This window comes from Silvimonas iriomotensis, from assembly GCF_014645535.1.
Lineage (GTDB): Bacteria > Pseudomonadota > Gammaproteobacteria > Burkholderiales > Chitinibacteraceae > Silvimonas > Silvimonas iriomotensis.
This window is the reverse complement of sequence record NZ_BMLX01000001.1, coordinates 1,430,160-1,443,837: the sequence shown is the minus strand read 5'-3', so window position 1 is coordinate 1,443,837 and position 13,678 is coordinate 1,430,160. Positions and strand designations below refer to the sequence as shown.

9 protein-coding genes are annotated in these 13,678 nt (G+C 61.7%); 2 read left to right on the top strand and 7 right to left on the bottom strand.

Going from position 1 to position 13,678, the window contains the following annotated elements; all coding sequences use genetic code 11:
• Positions 1-53: 53 nt before the first annotated feature.
• Positions 54-1,265 carry an NO-inducible flavohemoprotein gene (hmpA, locus tag IEX57_RS06455; RefSeq protein ID WP_188703387.1) on the bottom strand — a complete coding sequence of 404 codons (1,212 nt, stop codon included), beginning with the start codon at positions 1,263-1,265 and terminating at the stop codon, positions 54-56.
• Between the two features lie 193 nt (positions 1,266-1,458).
• The gene (locus tag IEX57_RS06450) at positions 1,459-2,580 is read right to left on the bottom strand and encodes an HPP family protein (protein ID WP_188703386.1); all 1,122 of its coding nucleotides are present in this window, start codon (positions 2,578-2,580) and stop codon (positions 1,459-1,461) included.
• A 121-nt stretch (positions 2,581-2,701) separates the two neighbouring features.
• Here IEX57_RS06450 and IEX57_RS06445 point away from each other — a divergent pair, with 121 nt between their 5' ends.
• Together IEX57_RS06445 and IEX57_RS06440 are read left to right on the top strand one after the other, a co-directional pair.
• Positions 2,702-3,133 carry a MarR family winged helix-turn-helix transcriptional regulator gene (locus IEX57_RS06445; protein WP_188703385.1) on the top strand — a complete coding sequence of 144 codons (432 nt, stop codon included), beginning with the start codon at positions 2,702-2,704 and terminating at the stop codon, positions 3,131-3,133.
• Positions 3,134-3,136: 3 nt separating this feature from the next.
• Entirely contained in the window at positions 3,137-4,894 is a 1,758-nt protein-coding gene (locus IEX57_RS06440; RefSeq protein ID WP_188703384.1) for a chloride channel protein, read from the top strand.
• A 494-nt stretch (positions 4,895-5,388) separates the two neighbouring features.
• On the opposite strand, the gene cobA is transcribed toward IEX57_RS06440, so the two are convergent.
• The 5 genes from cobA to IEX57_RS06415 all read right to left on the bottom strand — a co-directional run bounded on the left by cobA (position 5,389) and on the right by IEX57_RS06415 (position 13,530).
• Positions 5,389-6,132 carry a uroporphyrinogen-III C-methyltransferase gene (cobA, locus tag IEX57_RS06435; RefSeq protein ID WP_188703383.1) on the bottom strand — a complete coding sequence of 248 codons (744 nt, stop codon included), beginning with the start codon at positions 6,130-6,132 and terminating at the stop codon, positions 5,389-5,391.
• A 27-nt stretch (positions 6,133-6,159) separates the two neighbouring features.
• Positions 6,160-8,859, bottom strand: coding sequence for a nitrate reductase (locus tag IEX57_RS06430; RefSeq protein ID WP_188703382.1), 2,700 nt, complete (start codon positions 8,857-8,859; stop codon positions 6,160-6,162).
• Positions 8,860-8,910: 51 nt separating this feature from the next.
• Positions 8,911-9,249 (bottom strand): nitrite reductase small subunit NirD, encoded by a 339-nt coding sequence (nirD, locus tag IEX57_RS06425; RefSeq protein WP_229708807.1) that lies wholly within the window; start codon positions 9,247-9,249, stop codon positions 8,911-8,913.
• A 595-nt stretch (positions 9,250-9,844) separates the two neighbouring features.
• Positions 9,845-12,277 carry a nitrite reductase large subunit NirB gene (gene nirB / locus IEX57_RS06420; protein WP_188703381.1) on the bottom strand — a complete coding sequence of 811 codons (2,433 nt, stop codon included), beginning with the start codon at positions 12,275-12,277 and terminating at the stop codon, positions 9,845-9,847.
• A 50-nt stretch (positions 12,278-12,327) separates the two neighbouring features.
• Positions 12,328-13,530 (bottom strand): nitrate/nitrite transporter, encoded by a 1,203-nt coding sequence (locus tag IEX57_RS06415; protein WP_188703380.1) that lies wholly within the window; start codon positions 13,528-13,530, stop codon positions 12,328-12,330.
• Positions 13,531-13,678: the final 148 nt, after the last annotated feature.

The window sequence follows — 13,678 nt, the reverse complement described above, 5'->3', positions numbered from 1 at the left end:
GCCAGGCCCGGATGGCCGGACGCTGCAGCAGCGCCGGGAAGGGGGTGAAGTCGTTACAGCAGATGGTCCAGTAGCTCCGGGCCAAATACCTCGCGGTGGATACGCGCTGGCGAAACCCCCATGGTCAGCAGCGCTTGCCATTGTTGCTGCATGAAACCCATCGGCCCGCACAGGTAGTACCGGGTGTCCGGCGTATCGGCAGCCAGCACGCTGGCCAGATGCATGCGGCCGCCGTGGGTGAAGTCCAGCCCGGCACGGTCTTCATCGCGCGGGGTTTCGTAGAAGGTGATATCACGCAGCTGGCGCATGGCCCGGCGGGCCACGGCAACGTCGTCGCGCAGTGCATGTTGATCACCATGCCGCGCACCGTGCACAAACGTTGTTGGCCGGTGCGGGTTGCGGGCAACCAGCGTGTTAAGTACCGACACCATCGGCGTAATGCCGACACCGGCACTTAGCAGCACGATGGGATGCTCACCCTCCAGCGTCGGATGAAAGTCGCCGTAGGCCACGGTGGCATTCACTAGGTCGCCCGGTTTCAGGTGCTGGTGCAACCAGCTGGAGACCTGGCCGGCCGGCGTGGTTTCATCGCCATCTTCACGCTTTACGGTAATGCGCCACCACGGTTTATCGGGCGAGTCTGACAGGCTGTACTGGCGGCGCTGGGTCAGGTCCTGGTCGTCCAGACGCACGGACACGCTGATGTACTGACCCGGCAAGAACGCGCCCGGCGAGCCGCCTTGCGGTTTTTCCAGGTAATACGACACGGCGTTGCTGCTTTCGCGACGGATTTCCATCACGCGCAGGGTTTGCAGGTGGCCAGCCTCTGCGCCGGATTGCTGATACAGACGCGCCTCGGCGGCGATCAGCTCGCCCGCCAGCAACCAGTACGCTTCATCCCACGCGGCCAGCAAGGCCGGTGTGGCGGCCTCGCCCAGCACTTCGTGAATGGCGGCCAGCAAATGGCGGCCGACAATTGGGTAGTGCGCTGGCTTGATACCGACCGCAGCGTGCTTGTGCACGATGCGTTCCAGCACCGGGCCCAGCGCGGCGGCGTTATCGATATTGGCGGCATAGGCAAACACGGCCGCAGCCAGGGATTGCTGCTGGCTGCCGTTGGCCTGGTTGCCCATATTGAACAGGTTGGCCAGCTCCGGGTGGGCCGCAAACATGCGCGCATAAAAGTGGCGGGTAATGGCCAGACCGTGTTCACGCAGAACCGGCACGCTGGCATCAATATACGGGCGGGAAGTGGCGGAAAGCATGCTGTTTGCCTTTTAAGTGGAATATAAAATGCATATTTAAAGGGGAAGAAAAAGGCCGTGATTCACGACCTGGTTTCTTGCCGGTTTATGGCTATCTGTGGCTGCAGTCACGGCGTTGTGTGCAGCAATGTGGTTAGCCTAACAAATATGTATTTTAAATGCAATTAATGCGGACAGAATACCAGGCACCGTGTTACGCCATCAGCGCGGCCTGGTTTTTGTACAAGGCAGCCAGCAAGTCAGACTGGGTGATCATGCCCACCAGGCGCTCGCCATCGACCACCGGCATGTGGTGCAAGCCGCGATCAGAAAACAGGGTCACCAGTTCGTCGATCGGTTGTTCTGCCCGGGCGCGAAGAACGCGCGTGGTCATGATGCTGGCCACTTTGTCTTCCAGCTCCACCCGCCGCAATTGCGGCAAGGGCTGTCTGGCTGCGCTATCGATCAGAAAATCGTGCAGCGACACAATACCCACAACCTGTTCCTGCGCATTCACCACGGGCAGGGCGGTGACGCGGTGTTCTGCCAGCAAGGCCCAGGCCTGGCCCAGCAGCGTGTCCGGCCGTACCGAGATCACATCACGCGACATGATTTCATCGCACCGTACCGTGCCAAAGTGGCGGCGGTGCGCCCGCAGTTCGGCGGCGAACAGGATGTCTTCCAGATCGTCGCGGCTGATATCCACTTCTTCGCCGCGGCTTTTCAGTACGGCTTCAAGATCGTCGGGCGTGACACCAATGCGCAGTGTGGGCTTGGGGTCAGAGGTGTGATGCACATTGGGTTGGACATGCGGCCGGTGCGGATAACGTCGTTGCAGGGCGTTGTTGAAAACCAGCGCAAAGGCCAGCAACAGCAGCGAGTTCAGCAACACAGGCCAGATCACAAAGTGAAACCCCAGTTGCGCTACCGCCGGCCCGCCAATCACGGCAGTGAGCGCCACCGCACCGCTGGGCGGATGCAGACAACGCAGTTTGAACATAGCGCCAATGGCCAGCGCGCCGGCCAGACCTGCGCCCAGGCCGTTGTGGCCGATCAGCATGCCGCAGGCCACGCCAATGGTGGCCGCCACCAGATTGCCGCCGATGATGGACCATGGCTGCGCCAGCGGACTGGAGGGCACCGCAAACAACAACACGGCCGAGGCCCCCATGGGTGCGATGAACCAGGGGTTCAAGCCACCCAGCGCATGGCGGCTGATGGTCTCGGTCACCAGCAAACCCAGGCCGGCACCCACGCAACCCAGCAAGCGCTCGCGCAAGCTGGCGGTTGATGGCGCCGGCACAAAGCCGCGCAGCCATTGTAAAAAGTGCGTCATTTCAAACGATTCCAGAGGCAGAACGTACGTTGGCGCAATGTATGCGCTCAGATTTTATGGTAAGTCGGCAAATATATCATATTGTGATATAAATGACGCTCCCGAATGTGCCTGTCGCCCCATGCTTACCAAAAAACACTACGAAGCGTTGTCCGAGTTCCGATACCAGTTGCGCCGTTTCATGCACTTCAGCGAAACCGCCGCCCGCCAGGAAGGGCTGACCCCGCAGCAATACCTGTTGATGCTGCACGTGCGCGGTTTCCCGGGGCGCGACTGGGCCACAGTGGGCGAACTGGCTGAACGGCTGCAGCTGCAGCATCACGGCGTGGTGGCGCTGGTCACCCGCTGCGAAGAAAACCATCTGGTCACGCGCAAGAAAAGCGAGACCGACCGCCGTCAGGTGGAAGTCCATCTCTTGCCGACTGGGCAAGCCTGCCTGGAACGCCTTGCCGCCTTGCATGAGGCAGAGTTGCAGTCCCTGCAAGGGGTATTCCGGGTCGCCCAGATCACTGCGTTCAACGATGCCGATATCGGCCACAAGAAAGAGGGCTAGCCCATGGCTGAAGCAAGCATCAAGCAGACCCCGCAGCATGCGCACAGGGATCACCGCCGCGACTACACCGTAGATCACCGGCTCTTGCTGCTGGCCGCTCTGGCCGTGCTGGTTGGCGGCCTGGGCACGCTGGCGGCGTTTGTGTTGCTCAAGCTGATCTTTTTCTTCACCAACCTGTTCTTTTTTCAGACGCTGTCTTTGGCGGAACACTCGCCCGCGCAGCATCATCTGGGTCTGTGGGTGGTGCTTGTGCCGGTGCTGGGTGGTTTGATGGTCGGGCTGATGGCGCGTTTTGGCAGCGACAAGATTCGTGGCCACGGTATTCCGGAAGCGCTGGAAGTCATCCTGTTTGGCAAAAGCCGCATGTCTGGCCGCGTGGCCGTTCTGAAACCGCTGTCTTCCGGCATTGTGATTGGCAGCGGCGGCCCGTTTGGCGCAGAGGGTCCGATCATCATGACCGGCGGCGCACTGGGATCATTGCTGGCGCAGTTCCTGCACCTGACCGCGGCCGAACGCAAAACCCTGCTGGTGGCTGGCGCTTGCGCGGGCATGACCGCCATCTTCGGTACGCCGGTCGCCGCCGTATTGCTGGCCGTGGAGTTGCTGCTGTTCGAATTGCGCCCACGCAGTTTGCTGCCGGTCGCCGTGGCCTGTGCCGTGGCCGGTTTTGCCCGGCCGCTGCTGTTGGGCGCCGGTCCTTTGTTTGCCCTGCAAACGCCGCCGGCGACCGATATGGCGCTGGTGTCGTGCGTCATTGCGGGCTTGCTCAGCGGTGCGCTTGCAGCGGTGGTGACGCTGGCGCTGTACAAAACCGAAGACCTGTTCGGCCATCTGAAACTGCACTGGATGTGGTGGCCGGCCATCGGCGGGCTGGTGGTCGGCCTGGGCGGATTGATCGAACCGCGCGCCCTGGGCGTGGGTTATGACGTGATTGGCGATTTGCTGAACAACCGGCTGGCGCTGGGCGTGGTGGTGGCGTTGCTGACGGTCAAAGCCGTGATCTGGGTGGCTGCGCTGGGCTCTGGCACCTCTGGCGGGGTGCTGGCACCGCTGTTGATGATCGGCGCTGGCCTGGGTGTGGCACTGGCGCACGTGCTCCCCGGTGGATCGCCCCAGTTGTGGGCGCTGGTGTGCATGGCCGGCGTGCTGGCCAGTGTGCTGGGCGCGCCACTGACAGCCATCGTGTTCGCGTTTGGCCTGACGCACGACACCGAAGCCTTGCTGCCGCTCTTGCTGACCACCGTTGTGGCCTACGGCTTTACCGCACTGGTGCTGCGCCGCTCCATCATGACCGAGAAAATTGCCCGTCGTGGTCTGCACATTTACCGCGAGTACGGTATTGATCCGCTGGAAAGCCAGCACGTGGCTGATCTGATGACGCGCAAGCTGGTTACGGTGGATGGAGCAGAGCCGGCCGCCGCCGTGTTTGCGCGCTATTTCAGCGGGCCGCAGGGGCACCGCCGTTATCCGGTGGTTCACAAAGGGCGCCTGATCGGCATGCTGGAGCGCGAAGTGTTGCGTGATCAGGAGCATAGCCTGCAGCCGTGTGCCGCGTTGTTCTGCGATATACCGGCGACCGCCCGGCCCGAAGAAACCGCGCGGGCGGTGGCGGGGCGGATGACGGAACTGCGGGTGTCCAGTTTGCCGGTGGTGGCAGATGAGGTGTCGATGCGGTTGGTGGGGGTGATTGCGTTGAGTGATTTGCTGCGGCCGCAGCAGGCGGTGGTGGTGGCGGAGACTGTGCGGGAGAGGTTGCGGTGAGGGGGGATGGTGGTTTTGTGCTGCTGTCTCTGCTGTCTTTAAAGTTTTTGCTGTTGTTAGCGCCTGACGGCGCGGTGTTTTGATACCGGCGGTGGCCGGAGCACGTTACTTTCTTTTGCTTCGCCAAAAGAAAGTAACCAAAGAAAAGGCGACCCCTGCGACGGCGCTCGCTGCGCGAGTTCCCTGTGCTTCTCGCAAGGCGCGGCTGGCTCGCGAGTTCGGCCTTTGGCCTACCGCTTCGCCTTGATCGCCGCGCCTTGCTGCGATGCTCGGCGCAGTCAAGGGGGAGGTACGTCAAAAGCAACGGCAACCCCAACCCCCGCAAACCACTATTCGCAAGAATGATTGGCTGGCCTCACCACTTTTCGTCATTCCGGACCTCGGCGGCCCCTTGGCCGGAATCCAGAACGGCCAAGGGGCGAAGTAAAGAAAGCAGGTGGGCCCGGCACCCCGCGTATCCAGACCACCCCACCGCAAGCGCTAACACCCTTCAATCATGCGGCAGCCAGAACGTCACTGCGTACCACATCACTTTCCCCAACCGCCTGGCCGACCAGAATAATCGCCGGACTCGCAAACCCTTGCTGCGTGCTACAGGCGGCGAGTTGATCCAGCGTCGTCAACAACCGTCGTTCCGTCGCAGTGCTGGCGTTCTGCACTACTGCGGCGGGGGTTGAGCCTGGCAAGGTGGCCATCAGGCCAGCGGCCAGGCTCTCGATCCGGCTCATGCCCATATAAATCACCAGTGTGGTCCCGGTGGCGGCCAGGGTGTGCCAGTCTGGTTCGCTGTGGTCTTGCATGTGGGCGGTGACAAAGGTGACGCCCTGGCAGTGTTCCCGGTGCGTGAGCGAGATATGCATGGCTGCCGCAGCCGCCAGGCCAGAGCTGATGCCGTTGATGATCTCGACGGCGATGCCATGTGCGCGCAGCCAGCTGATTTCTTCACCTGCGCGGCCAAATAGCAGCACTTCGCCACCTTTCACGCGTACTACGTGTTTGCCTTGCACGGCGTAACGGCGCATCAGGCGCTGGATGAAATCCTGCGGGGTGGATTTGCAGCCGCCGCGTTTGCCCACGCGGATCACGCGCGCCTGCGGGGCGAGGGTGGTGATGTCGGCGTTGGCCAGGTCATCCAGTAACAGGATGTCCGCCGCGGCCAGTGCGCGTACCGCTTTCAGGGTCAACAGTTCCAGGTCGCCAGGGCCTGCGCCCAGCAGCGTGACTTTGCCGTGATCCATGGTGTTCTCCAGTCTTGTCTTTATGCGTTACGGGGCAACGGCAGTGGTGCTGCACATGCGCTTGAGTTCGGGGACACAAGAGCCGCAGACGGTGCCGCAGCCCAGTTTGTTTTTCAGGCGATCCACATCTGCGCCCTGGCCGACCAGTTCGCGGATTTGCGATTCCTTGACCTGCTTGCAGTTGCAGACCACGCGGTCGCGCGTGGCGGTGCCGGTTTTGGGGCTGAATACGGTAATGCGCGCGCCTTGCCACGGTTCGCCGGCAATCAGTTGTTCCAGCAACTGGTCTGATCCGGTCACGTCGCCGGCCCAGACAAAGCCATGCAGCGCGCCATCTTGCCAGCCCACACGCTTGACCATGCCGCGGCGCACGTCGCGGTATTCCAGCACGTCGGCGCCGGGGAACAGGTTCAGCGCGGCGAAGAGTTGTTCCAGCCAGCCAGCCGGGGCGCTGTCGGCGGCGGCTTTCAGGATCACCACGTCTTCACCGGCCATGGTGAGGGCGGCGTAGGCGCAGTCTTTGAGCAACGGTTGCAATGCGGCTTGCAGCGCTTGCGTATCGCCCCGGCAAGCGGCGGTCAGGCGCCATGGCAGGTCGGCGCGTTCAACCCGTACGGCGGCGTGTTTGAGTTCCGGCTGGAACGATTTGCGATCCACCGCGCCGATGGTTGATTCGTTGATGCCACCGCTATTGAGGAACTGGCCGTTCCAGTGCATGGCGGCAAATACGCTGCCGGTGGTGACTTCGTCTGACAAACTCAGCGGCAGAATCAGCCCGCCGCGTTTGCTGGATACCTTCACCAGTTCGCCAGCCTTGAGACCACGGCGTTCGGCGTCCATCGGGTTCATGGTCAGCGCGGCTTCCGGTGTGTGCGCAAACAGGCGCGGCACGCGGCCGGTGCGGCTCATGCCGTGCCATTGGTCACGCAGGCGGCCCGTGAGCAAATGGAACGGATAGCGCGAGTTGGTCGGCTCGGCCACCGGCAGATACGGCGTGACATTGAAGCGGGCTTTGCCATCGGCGGTGGCGAACACGCCATCTTCATACCGGCGGGCCTGACCGCGCGTTTCGCCATACGCTTCGACAATCGGCATGGGCCATTGCTGCGGGCCGTGGCTGTCCAGAATGCCGTAAGAGAGACCCGTGATATCCAGGTCCTTGCCTTCAGTCAGCCGGCGGTGTTCGTTAAAGACTTGTTCTTCATTGGCAAAGCCAAACAGGCTGAAACGGGCAGGGTGGATTTGCGCTTCCAGCCGGCGCGCGACTTCATTGGCAATCCACCAGTCGCCGCGCACCTCGCCCGGGGCCGGAATGGCCGGCCGCACGCGAGAGATACGCCGTTCAGAGTTGGTCACCGTGCCGGATTTCTCGCCCCATGTGGCGGCCGGCAGGACAACGTCTGCATACTGCACGGTGTCGGTGTTCAGAAACGCTTCCTGGACGACCACAAACTCGGCCGTTTCCAGGGCTTCGCGCACCAGGTTGATATCCGGCATCGAGTGCACCGGGTTGGTACAGGCAATCCACACGGCCTTGATTTTGCCGGCGCGGATCGCGTTGAACATCTCTACCGCCGGCAGGCCCGGCGTAGGGGAGAGCCGCCCGGTATCGATCCCCCACAATCTGGCAACTTCCGCACGGTGATCGGCATTGGTGATATCGCGGTGCGCGGCCAGCATGGTGGCCATGCCGCCCACCTCACGCCCGCCCATGGCATTGGGCTGGCCGGTAAGCGAGAACGGCCCGGCGCCCGGTTTGCCAATCTGGCGCGTGGCCAGATGCAGATTGATCAGCGCCAGGTTCTTGTCCGTGCCGTGGGCCGACTGGTTCAGTCCCATGCAGTACAGCGAGAGCGCGCCCTGGCTGCGGCCGAACCATTCGGCGGCGGTCATCAGGTCGGCTTCAGTGATGCCGCACATTTCTGCCGCCATGCGCGGCGTGTAATCGCGCACCAGCTTTTTCAGCTCGGCAAAGCCTTCGGTGTGTTCGGCCACAAATGCCGGGTCGATCAGGTCTTCCCAGATCAGGTGATGCAGCATGCCGTTAAAGAGGGCGACATCGGTCCCCGGCTGGATTTGCAGATGCAGATCAGCCATGGCGGCGGTATCGGTGCGGCGCGGGTCGATGACAATCCATTTCACGTCGGCGCGGGTGGCTTTGGCGGCCTCAAGACGGCGGAACAGCACCGGGTGGGCCCACGCCATGTTTGAACCGGCAAACAGCACGCAGTCGGCCAGTTCCAGGTCTTCGTAGCAAGTGGGCGGGCCGTCCGCACCCAGGCTTAGCTTGTAGCCCGACACCGCGCTGGACATGCACAGGCGGGAGTTGGTATCGATATTGTTGGTGCCGATCAAACCCTTGGCCAGCTTGTTGAAGACGTAGTAGTCCTCGGTCAGCAACTGGCCAGAGATATAAAACGCCACCGAATCGGGCCCGTGCTGGCGGATGATGTCGGCAAATTTCAGCGCCACGGTGTCCAGCGCCGTATCCCAATCCACGCGCTGCCGTGCGCTGTCGCGATTGATGCGGATTTCCGGATACAGCGCGCGGTTGGTCTGGCTGGCCGCCGTCAGCGGCAGGGTCATGCCCTTGGTACACAAGCGCCCGAAATTGGCCGGATGCGCCGGGTCGCCCTGAATACCGGTGATGGTCTCGCCATCTGATTCAATCAGCACGCCGCAGCCGACGCCGCAGTAGCAGCAGGTGGATCGGGTGGTGGTTTTCATCTGTTGGCCTCCGGCTGTGAATCCGTGTTACGGGCAATGCGCAATCAACAATCAGGACAGGCTGACAAACACCTGGCCGTCTTCGACCTTGGCGGCAAAGCGCCGCGCACAGCCTTCATCCGGCGCGCGGGCCTGGCCGCTGGCCAGATCGATATTCCAGGCATGCAGCGGACAGGTCACGCTCTCGCCGTGGACAATGCCTTGCGACAGCGGGCCGCCCTTGTGCGGGCAGTGGTCCAGCAGGGCGAAGACGCTGTCGGTGGCGGTACGGAAGATGGCGACGTTGCCGGTGGGGCGTTCCAGCACGCGGCTGCCGAGCTGGGGGATGTCTGCCAGTGCGCAGATTTGCACCCAGGGGGTGGGGGTGTTCATGTTCATGGTGGTGGTCATCCTTTGTTGTTCCTGGTTTGCTATTCCTGGTACGCGCCAAGTGCAGCTGAATCTGATTGTTAGCGCCCTTCGGCGCGTTGTTTTACAACCCGGCGGTGGCCGGAGCACGTTACTTTCTTTTGCTTCGCCAAAAGAAAGTAACCAAAGAAAAGGCGACCCCTGCGACAGCGCCCTTCGGGTCCCTTGCGCTTCTCGCAGGGCCGGGCTGGCTCCAGGGAACTCGCTTCGCTCAAACACCCTTACGCCGAAACCCCCGGCCCCGCTGCGATGCTCAGCGCAGTCAAGGGGAGGCAAGTCAAATGCAACCTCAACCCCGCAAACCGTCTGTGTGCAAAGACCGTCGCTTTGCGGTGTTGCCGTTGCCGTCGCTTTTGACTTTCTCCCCCTGTCGAGGACTTTTCCGATTGAGGGAGGGAGACCTTAGGCTCCCGACTGATTGAGGGAAGCCCGGAGGGCAAAAGTCCGGGGTCGCCTTTCTTTTGGGTACTTTTCTTTGGCGGTGCAAAGAAAAGTACCGTGCTCCGGGCACCCCCGGTATCAAATGTCTTTCAAACCCGTGCCGAAGGCACTAACACCGTCAACCCTGACAAACAGCTCATGCCACCACCTTCAACGGAATAAACTCGTGCTTTTGCTTGCCGGCAATCCGTTCCGCCCACGGGTCCCGTAACCCTTCCAGCGAGTACAACAGCCGTTCAAACAACGCCTTGCGGCCTGCCTCGTCCTCGACCACTTTTTGCTTGATGTAATCGAGCCCCACGCGGTCGATGTAATGCACCGTGCGGTCCAGGTAATACGCTTCTTCCCGGTACAGCTGCAAAAACGCGCCGCTGTATTCCTTCACTTCCTCGGCTGTTTTTACCTTGCACAAGAACTGCGCTACTTCGGTCTTGATGCCGCCGTTGCCGCCGACATACAGCTCCCAGCCACTGTCGACGGCGATTACGCCGACGTCCTTGATCCCGGCTTCCGCACAGTTGCGCGGGCAGCCAGAGACGGCCAGTTTTACTTTGTGCGGGCTCCACATATTGGCCAGCATGGTTTCCAGATCAATACCCATCTGGGTGCTGTTTTGCGTGCCAAACCGGCAGAATTCGCTGCCGACGCAGGTTTTTACGGTACGGATGGATTTGCCGTAGGCGTGGCCCGATTGCATGCCCAGATCGGCCCACACGTTGACGAGGTCTTCTTTCTTTACGCCCAGCAAATCAATGCGTTGGCCGCCGGTGACCTTCACCATGGGGATGTGATACTTGTCGGCCACGTCGGCAATGCGGCGCAGTTCAGACGGGTTGGTTACGCCGCCTTTCATTTGCGGGATCACGCTGAAAGTGCCGTCTTTCTGGATGTTGGCGTGGGCGCGTTCGTTGATGAAGCGGCTTTGCGGGTCGTCCACGGCTTCTTTGGGCCAGGTGGAGAGCATGTAGTAGTTCACAGCCGGGCGGCAGGTGGCGCAGCCGTTGGGCGTGCGCCATTCCAGGAATTCGTACACGGCTTTGTGCGTCAGCAGTTTGTGCTCGCGGATAGCCTTGCGTACCTCGGCATGGGTGCGATCAGTACAGCCGCACACGGCCTTGGTCTTGGGCGTTTCCTGAAAGCTGGAGCCCAGCGTGTTCATCAGGATCTGTTCCACAAGGCCGGTACAGGACCCGCAAGAGCTGGCGGCCTTGGTGTGCTTCTTCACGTCATCCACCGTGAACAGACCCTTGTCCTTGATCGCCTTGACGATGGTGCCTTTGCATACGCCATTGCAGCCGCAGACCTCGTCGCTGTCCTGCATGGCGGCGGCGCGGCTTTGGCCTTGCACGCCAGAGTCGCCAATGGCGGATTCGCCAAACATCAGGTGGTCGCGCAGGTCGTGAATGGTGCGGCCTTCACGCAAGAGCTTGAAGTACCAGCCGCCGTCGGCGGTGTCGCCGTACAGGCAGGCGCCGACCAGTTTTTCGTCCTTGATCACCAGTTTTTTGTATACGCCGCCCGCCGGATCAGACAGCACGATGTCTTCAGTGCCTTCGCCGCCCATGAAGTCGCCCGCGCTGAAAAGGTCGATCCCGGTGACTTTCAGCTTGGTCGACAAGACGGAGCCCTTGTACTGGCCGATGCCCAGATGAGCCAGGTGATTGGCGCAGACCTTGGCCATTTCAAACAGCGGGGCGACCAGGCCGTACGCCACGCCACGATGGTTCACGCATTCGCCCACGGCATAGATGCGCGGGTCGTAAGTTTGCAGCGCGTCGCTGACCACAATGCCGCGGTTGCAATGCAAGCCGGCCGCTTCGGCCAGCGCGGTGTTGGGGCGGATGCCGACGGCCATCACCACCAGATCAGCTGCAACCTCTGTGCCGTCCTTGAAGCGCACGCCGGTGACCTCACCGGCTTCGTTGCCGAGGATTTCTGCGGTCTGTTTTTGCAGCAGAAAACTCAGGCCGCGTTCTTCCAGCGATTGCTGCAACAGCTTGCCGGCGGTGACGTCCAGTTGCTTGTCCAGCAGCCATTCGCCCAGATGCACCACCTTGACATCCATACCGCGGATTTTCAGGCCGTTGGCGGCTTCCAGACCCAGCAAGCCACCGCCAATGACGATCGCGTTGCGCTTTACTCTGGCGGTATCGATCATCATCTCGGTATCAAAAATATCCCGATAGCTGATCACGCCGCGCAGCTGTTTGCCTGGCACCGGCAAAATGAACGGCATGGAGCCAGTGGCCAGCAACAGGCGGTCATACGGCACCACCGTGCCATCATCGGCAATCACTTCGCGGCGGGCGCGGTTGATCTGGGTGATGGTCTTGCCGGTATGGAGTGTGATGCCGTTTTCTGCATACCAGGACAGCGGGTTCAGGATGATGTCCTTGAACTCCTGTTCGCCCGCCAGTACCGGCGAGAGCAAGATGCGGTTGTAGTTGGGGTGGGGCTCGCTGCCGAATACCGTGATGTCATAGTGGCCTGGCGCGAGCGCAAGCAGTTCTTCCACCGTACGGATGCCGGCCATACCGTTGCCGACGACGACGAGTCTGGGTTTGTTCATGGAGCGCTTTCCTGTTCAGTTACGGCAATCTTGCAAAGCGGGCGAGCAACTCAGACCCGCGCGGTGGCGACGGCCCAGCCGCTGCGCCATTTGGCTTTTACTTGCGACAGGCTGATCCAGCCCAGTGCGGTCAGGCAGGCAAACAGCCACAGGCCGGCGGCGTAGCTGCCGGTGCCTTGTTTGATGGCGCCAAGGCTGGCAGTCAGCAAAAAGCCCCCGACGCCACCGGCCATACCGATCAAACCGGTCATGACGCCGATCTCTGCACTGAAACGCTGCGGCACCAGCTGGAACACCGCGCCGTTACCGGCACCCAGACACAGCATTGCGCCGATAAACAACGTGATGACGCCTGCGGCCCCGCCGATATTGAAACCGGCTGCGGCAATCAGCACCGTGACGGCGGCATAGACCGACAGCAGCGAACGGGTGCCGCCAATGCGATCGGCAATCACGCCACCCAGCGGGCGCATGGCCGAGCCGGCAAACACACAGGCGGCGGTACACCAGCCGGCGGTTTTGGCATCAAAGGCAAACTGGTCATGAAAGAACCCGGGCAGTGCGCTGGCAAAGCCGGAGAAACCGCCAAAGGTCAGCGAGTAGAAGAACATGAACCACCACGCATCTTTGTGGCCCAGCATCTTGATGTAGTCGCCAAAGGTCTTGGGCTTGACGGTGGTGGGCGCGTCTTTGGCGCATGTCCAGTAGTAGCCCAGCACCAGCACCAGCGGAATGCACGCAATGCCGAACACGTTCTGCCAGCCAAACGCGGCGGCCAGGGTGGGGGCAAACAGCGCCGCCAGCACTGTGCCCGAGTTACCGGCACCGGCAATCCCCATGGCCGTGCCCTGGTGTTGCGATGGATACCAGCGCGAAGCCAGCGGCAGTGCCACGGCAAAAGAGGCGCCAGCAACACCGAGGAACAGGCCGAGCAGCAAGGCGCCACCCATGCTGGAAAAGCCCAGTTGCCACGCGGTCAGGAGGGCGGCGATCACAATCAGCTGGCCAATCAGACCGGCGCGTTTGGCACCGATACGGTCGCTCAACACGCCCATCACCACCCGCAATACCGCGCCGGCCAGAATCGGCGTGGCCACCATCAGGCCGCGTTGCTGGGTGGTCAGATGCAGCGTTTGGGCAATCTGGATCTGCAAGGGGCCCAAAAGGTACCAGACCATGAAACTCAGATCGAAATACAGAAAAGCTGCAAGCAGCGTGGGGGTATGACCAGAACGCCAGAAACTACGATCCATGTGCGTATCTCCAGATGCCTTGCCGTCTGTGTATCCAGGCGTGTGGGCAGGTGTGTGGCTGAAAAACAAAAACGGCGTCCGTTCCGCTCTTTGAAAGAGGGAAGGGACGCCGTTGTCCGCAGGTTGCTTGCCGTCGTTGGCCGCTAAC

Bases quoted from the DNA above. Each gene is read 5' to 3' on its own strand.
- cobA (WP_188703383.1), bottom strand. From the start codon at position 6,132: ATGGATCACGGCAAAGTCACGCTGCTGGGCGCAGGCCCTGGCGACCTG.
- IEX57_RS06415 (WP_188703380.1), bottom strand. From the start codon at position 13,530: ATGGATCGTAGTTTCTGGCGTTCTGGTCATACCCCCACGCTGCTTGCA.
- IEX57_RS06450 (WP_188703386.1), bottom strand. From the start codon at position 2,580: ATGACGCACTTTTTACAATGGCTGCGCGGCTTTGTGCCGGCGCCATCA.
- IEX57_RS06440 (WP_188703384.1), top strand. From the start codon at position 3,137: ATGGCTGAAGCAAGCATCAAGCAGACCCCGCAGCATGCGCACAGGGAT.
- IEX57_RS06445 (WP_188703385.1), top strand. From the start codon at position 2,702: ATGCTTACCAAAAAACACTACGAAGCGTTGTCCGAGTTCCGATACCAG.
- nirD (WP_229708807.1), bottom strand. From the start codon at position 9,249: ATGACCACCACCATGAACATGAACACCCCCACCCCCTGGGTGCAAATC.
- nirB (WP_188703381.1), bottom strand. From the start codon at position 12,277: ATGAACAAACCCAGACTCGTCGTCGTCGGCAACGGTATGGCCGGCATC.
- IEX57_RS06430 (WP_188703382.1), bottom strand. From the start codon at position 8,859: ATGAAAACCACCACCCGATCCACCTGCTGCTACTGCGGCGTCGGCTGC.
- hmpA (WP_188703387.1), bottom strand. From the start codon at position 1,265: ATGCTTTCCGCCACTTCCCGCCCGTATATTGATGCCAGCGTGCCGGTT.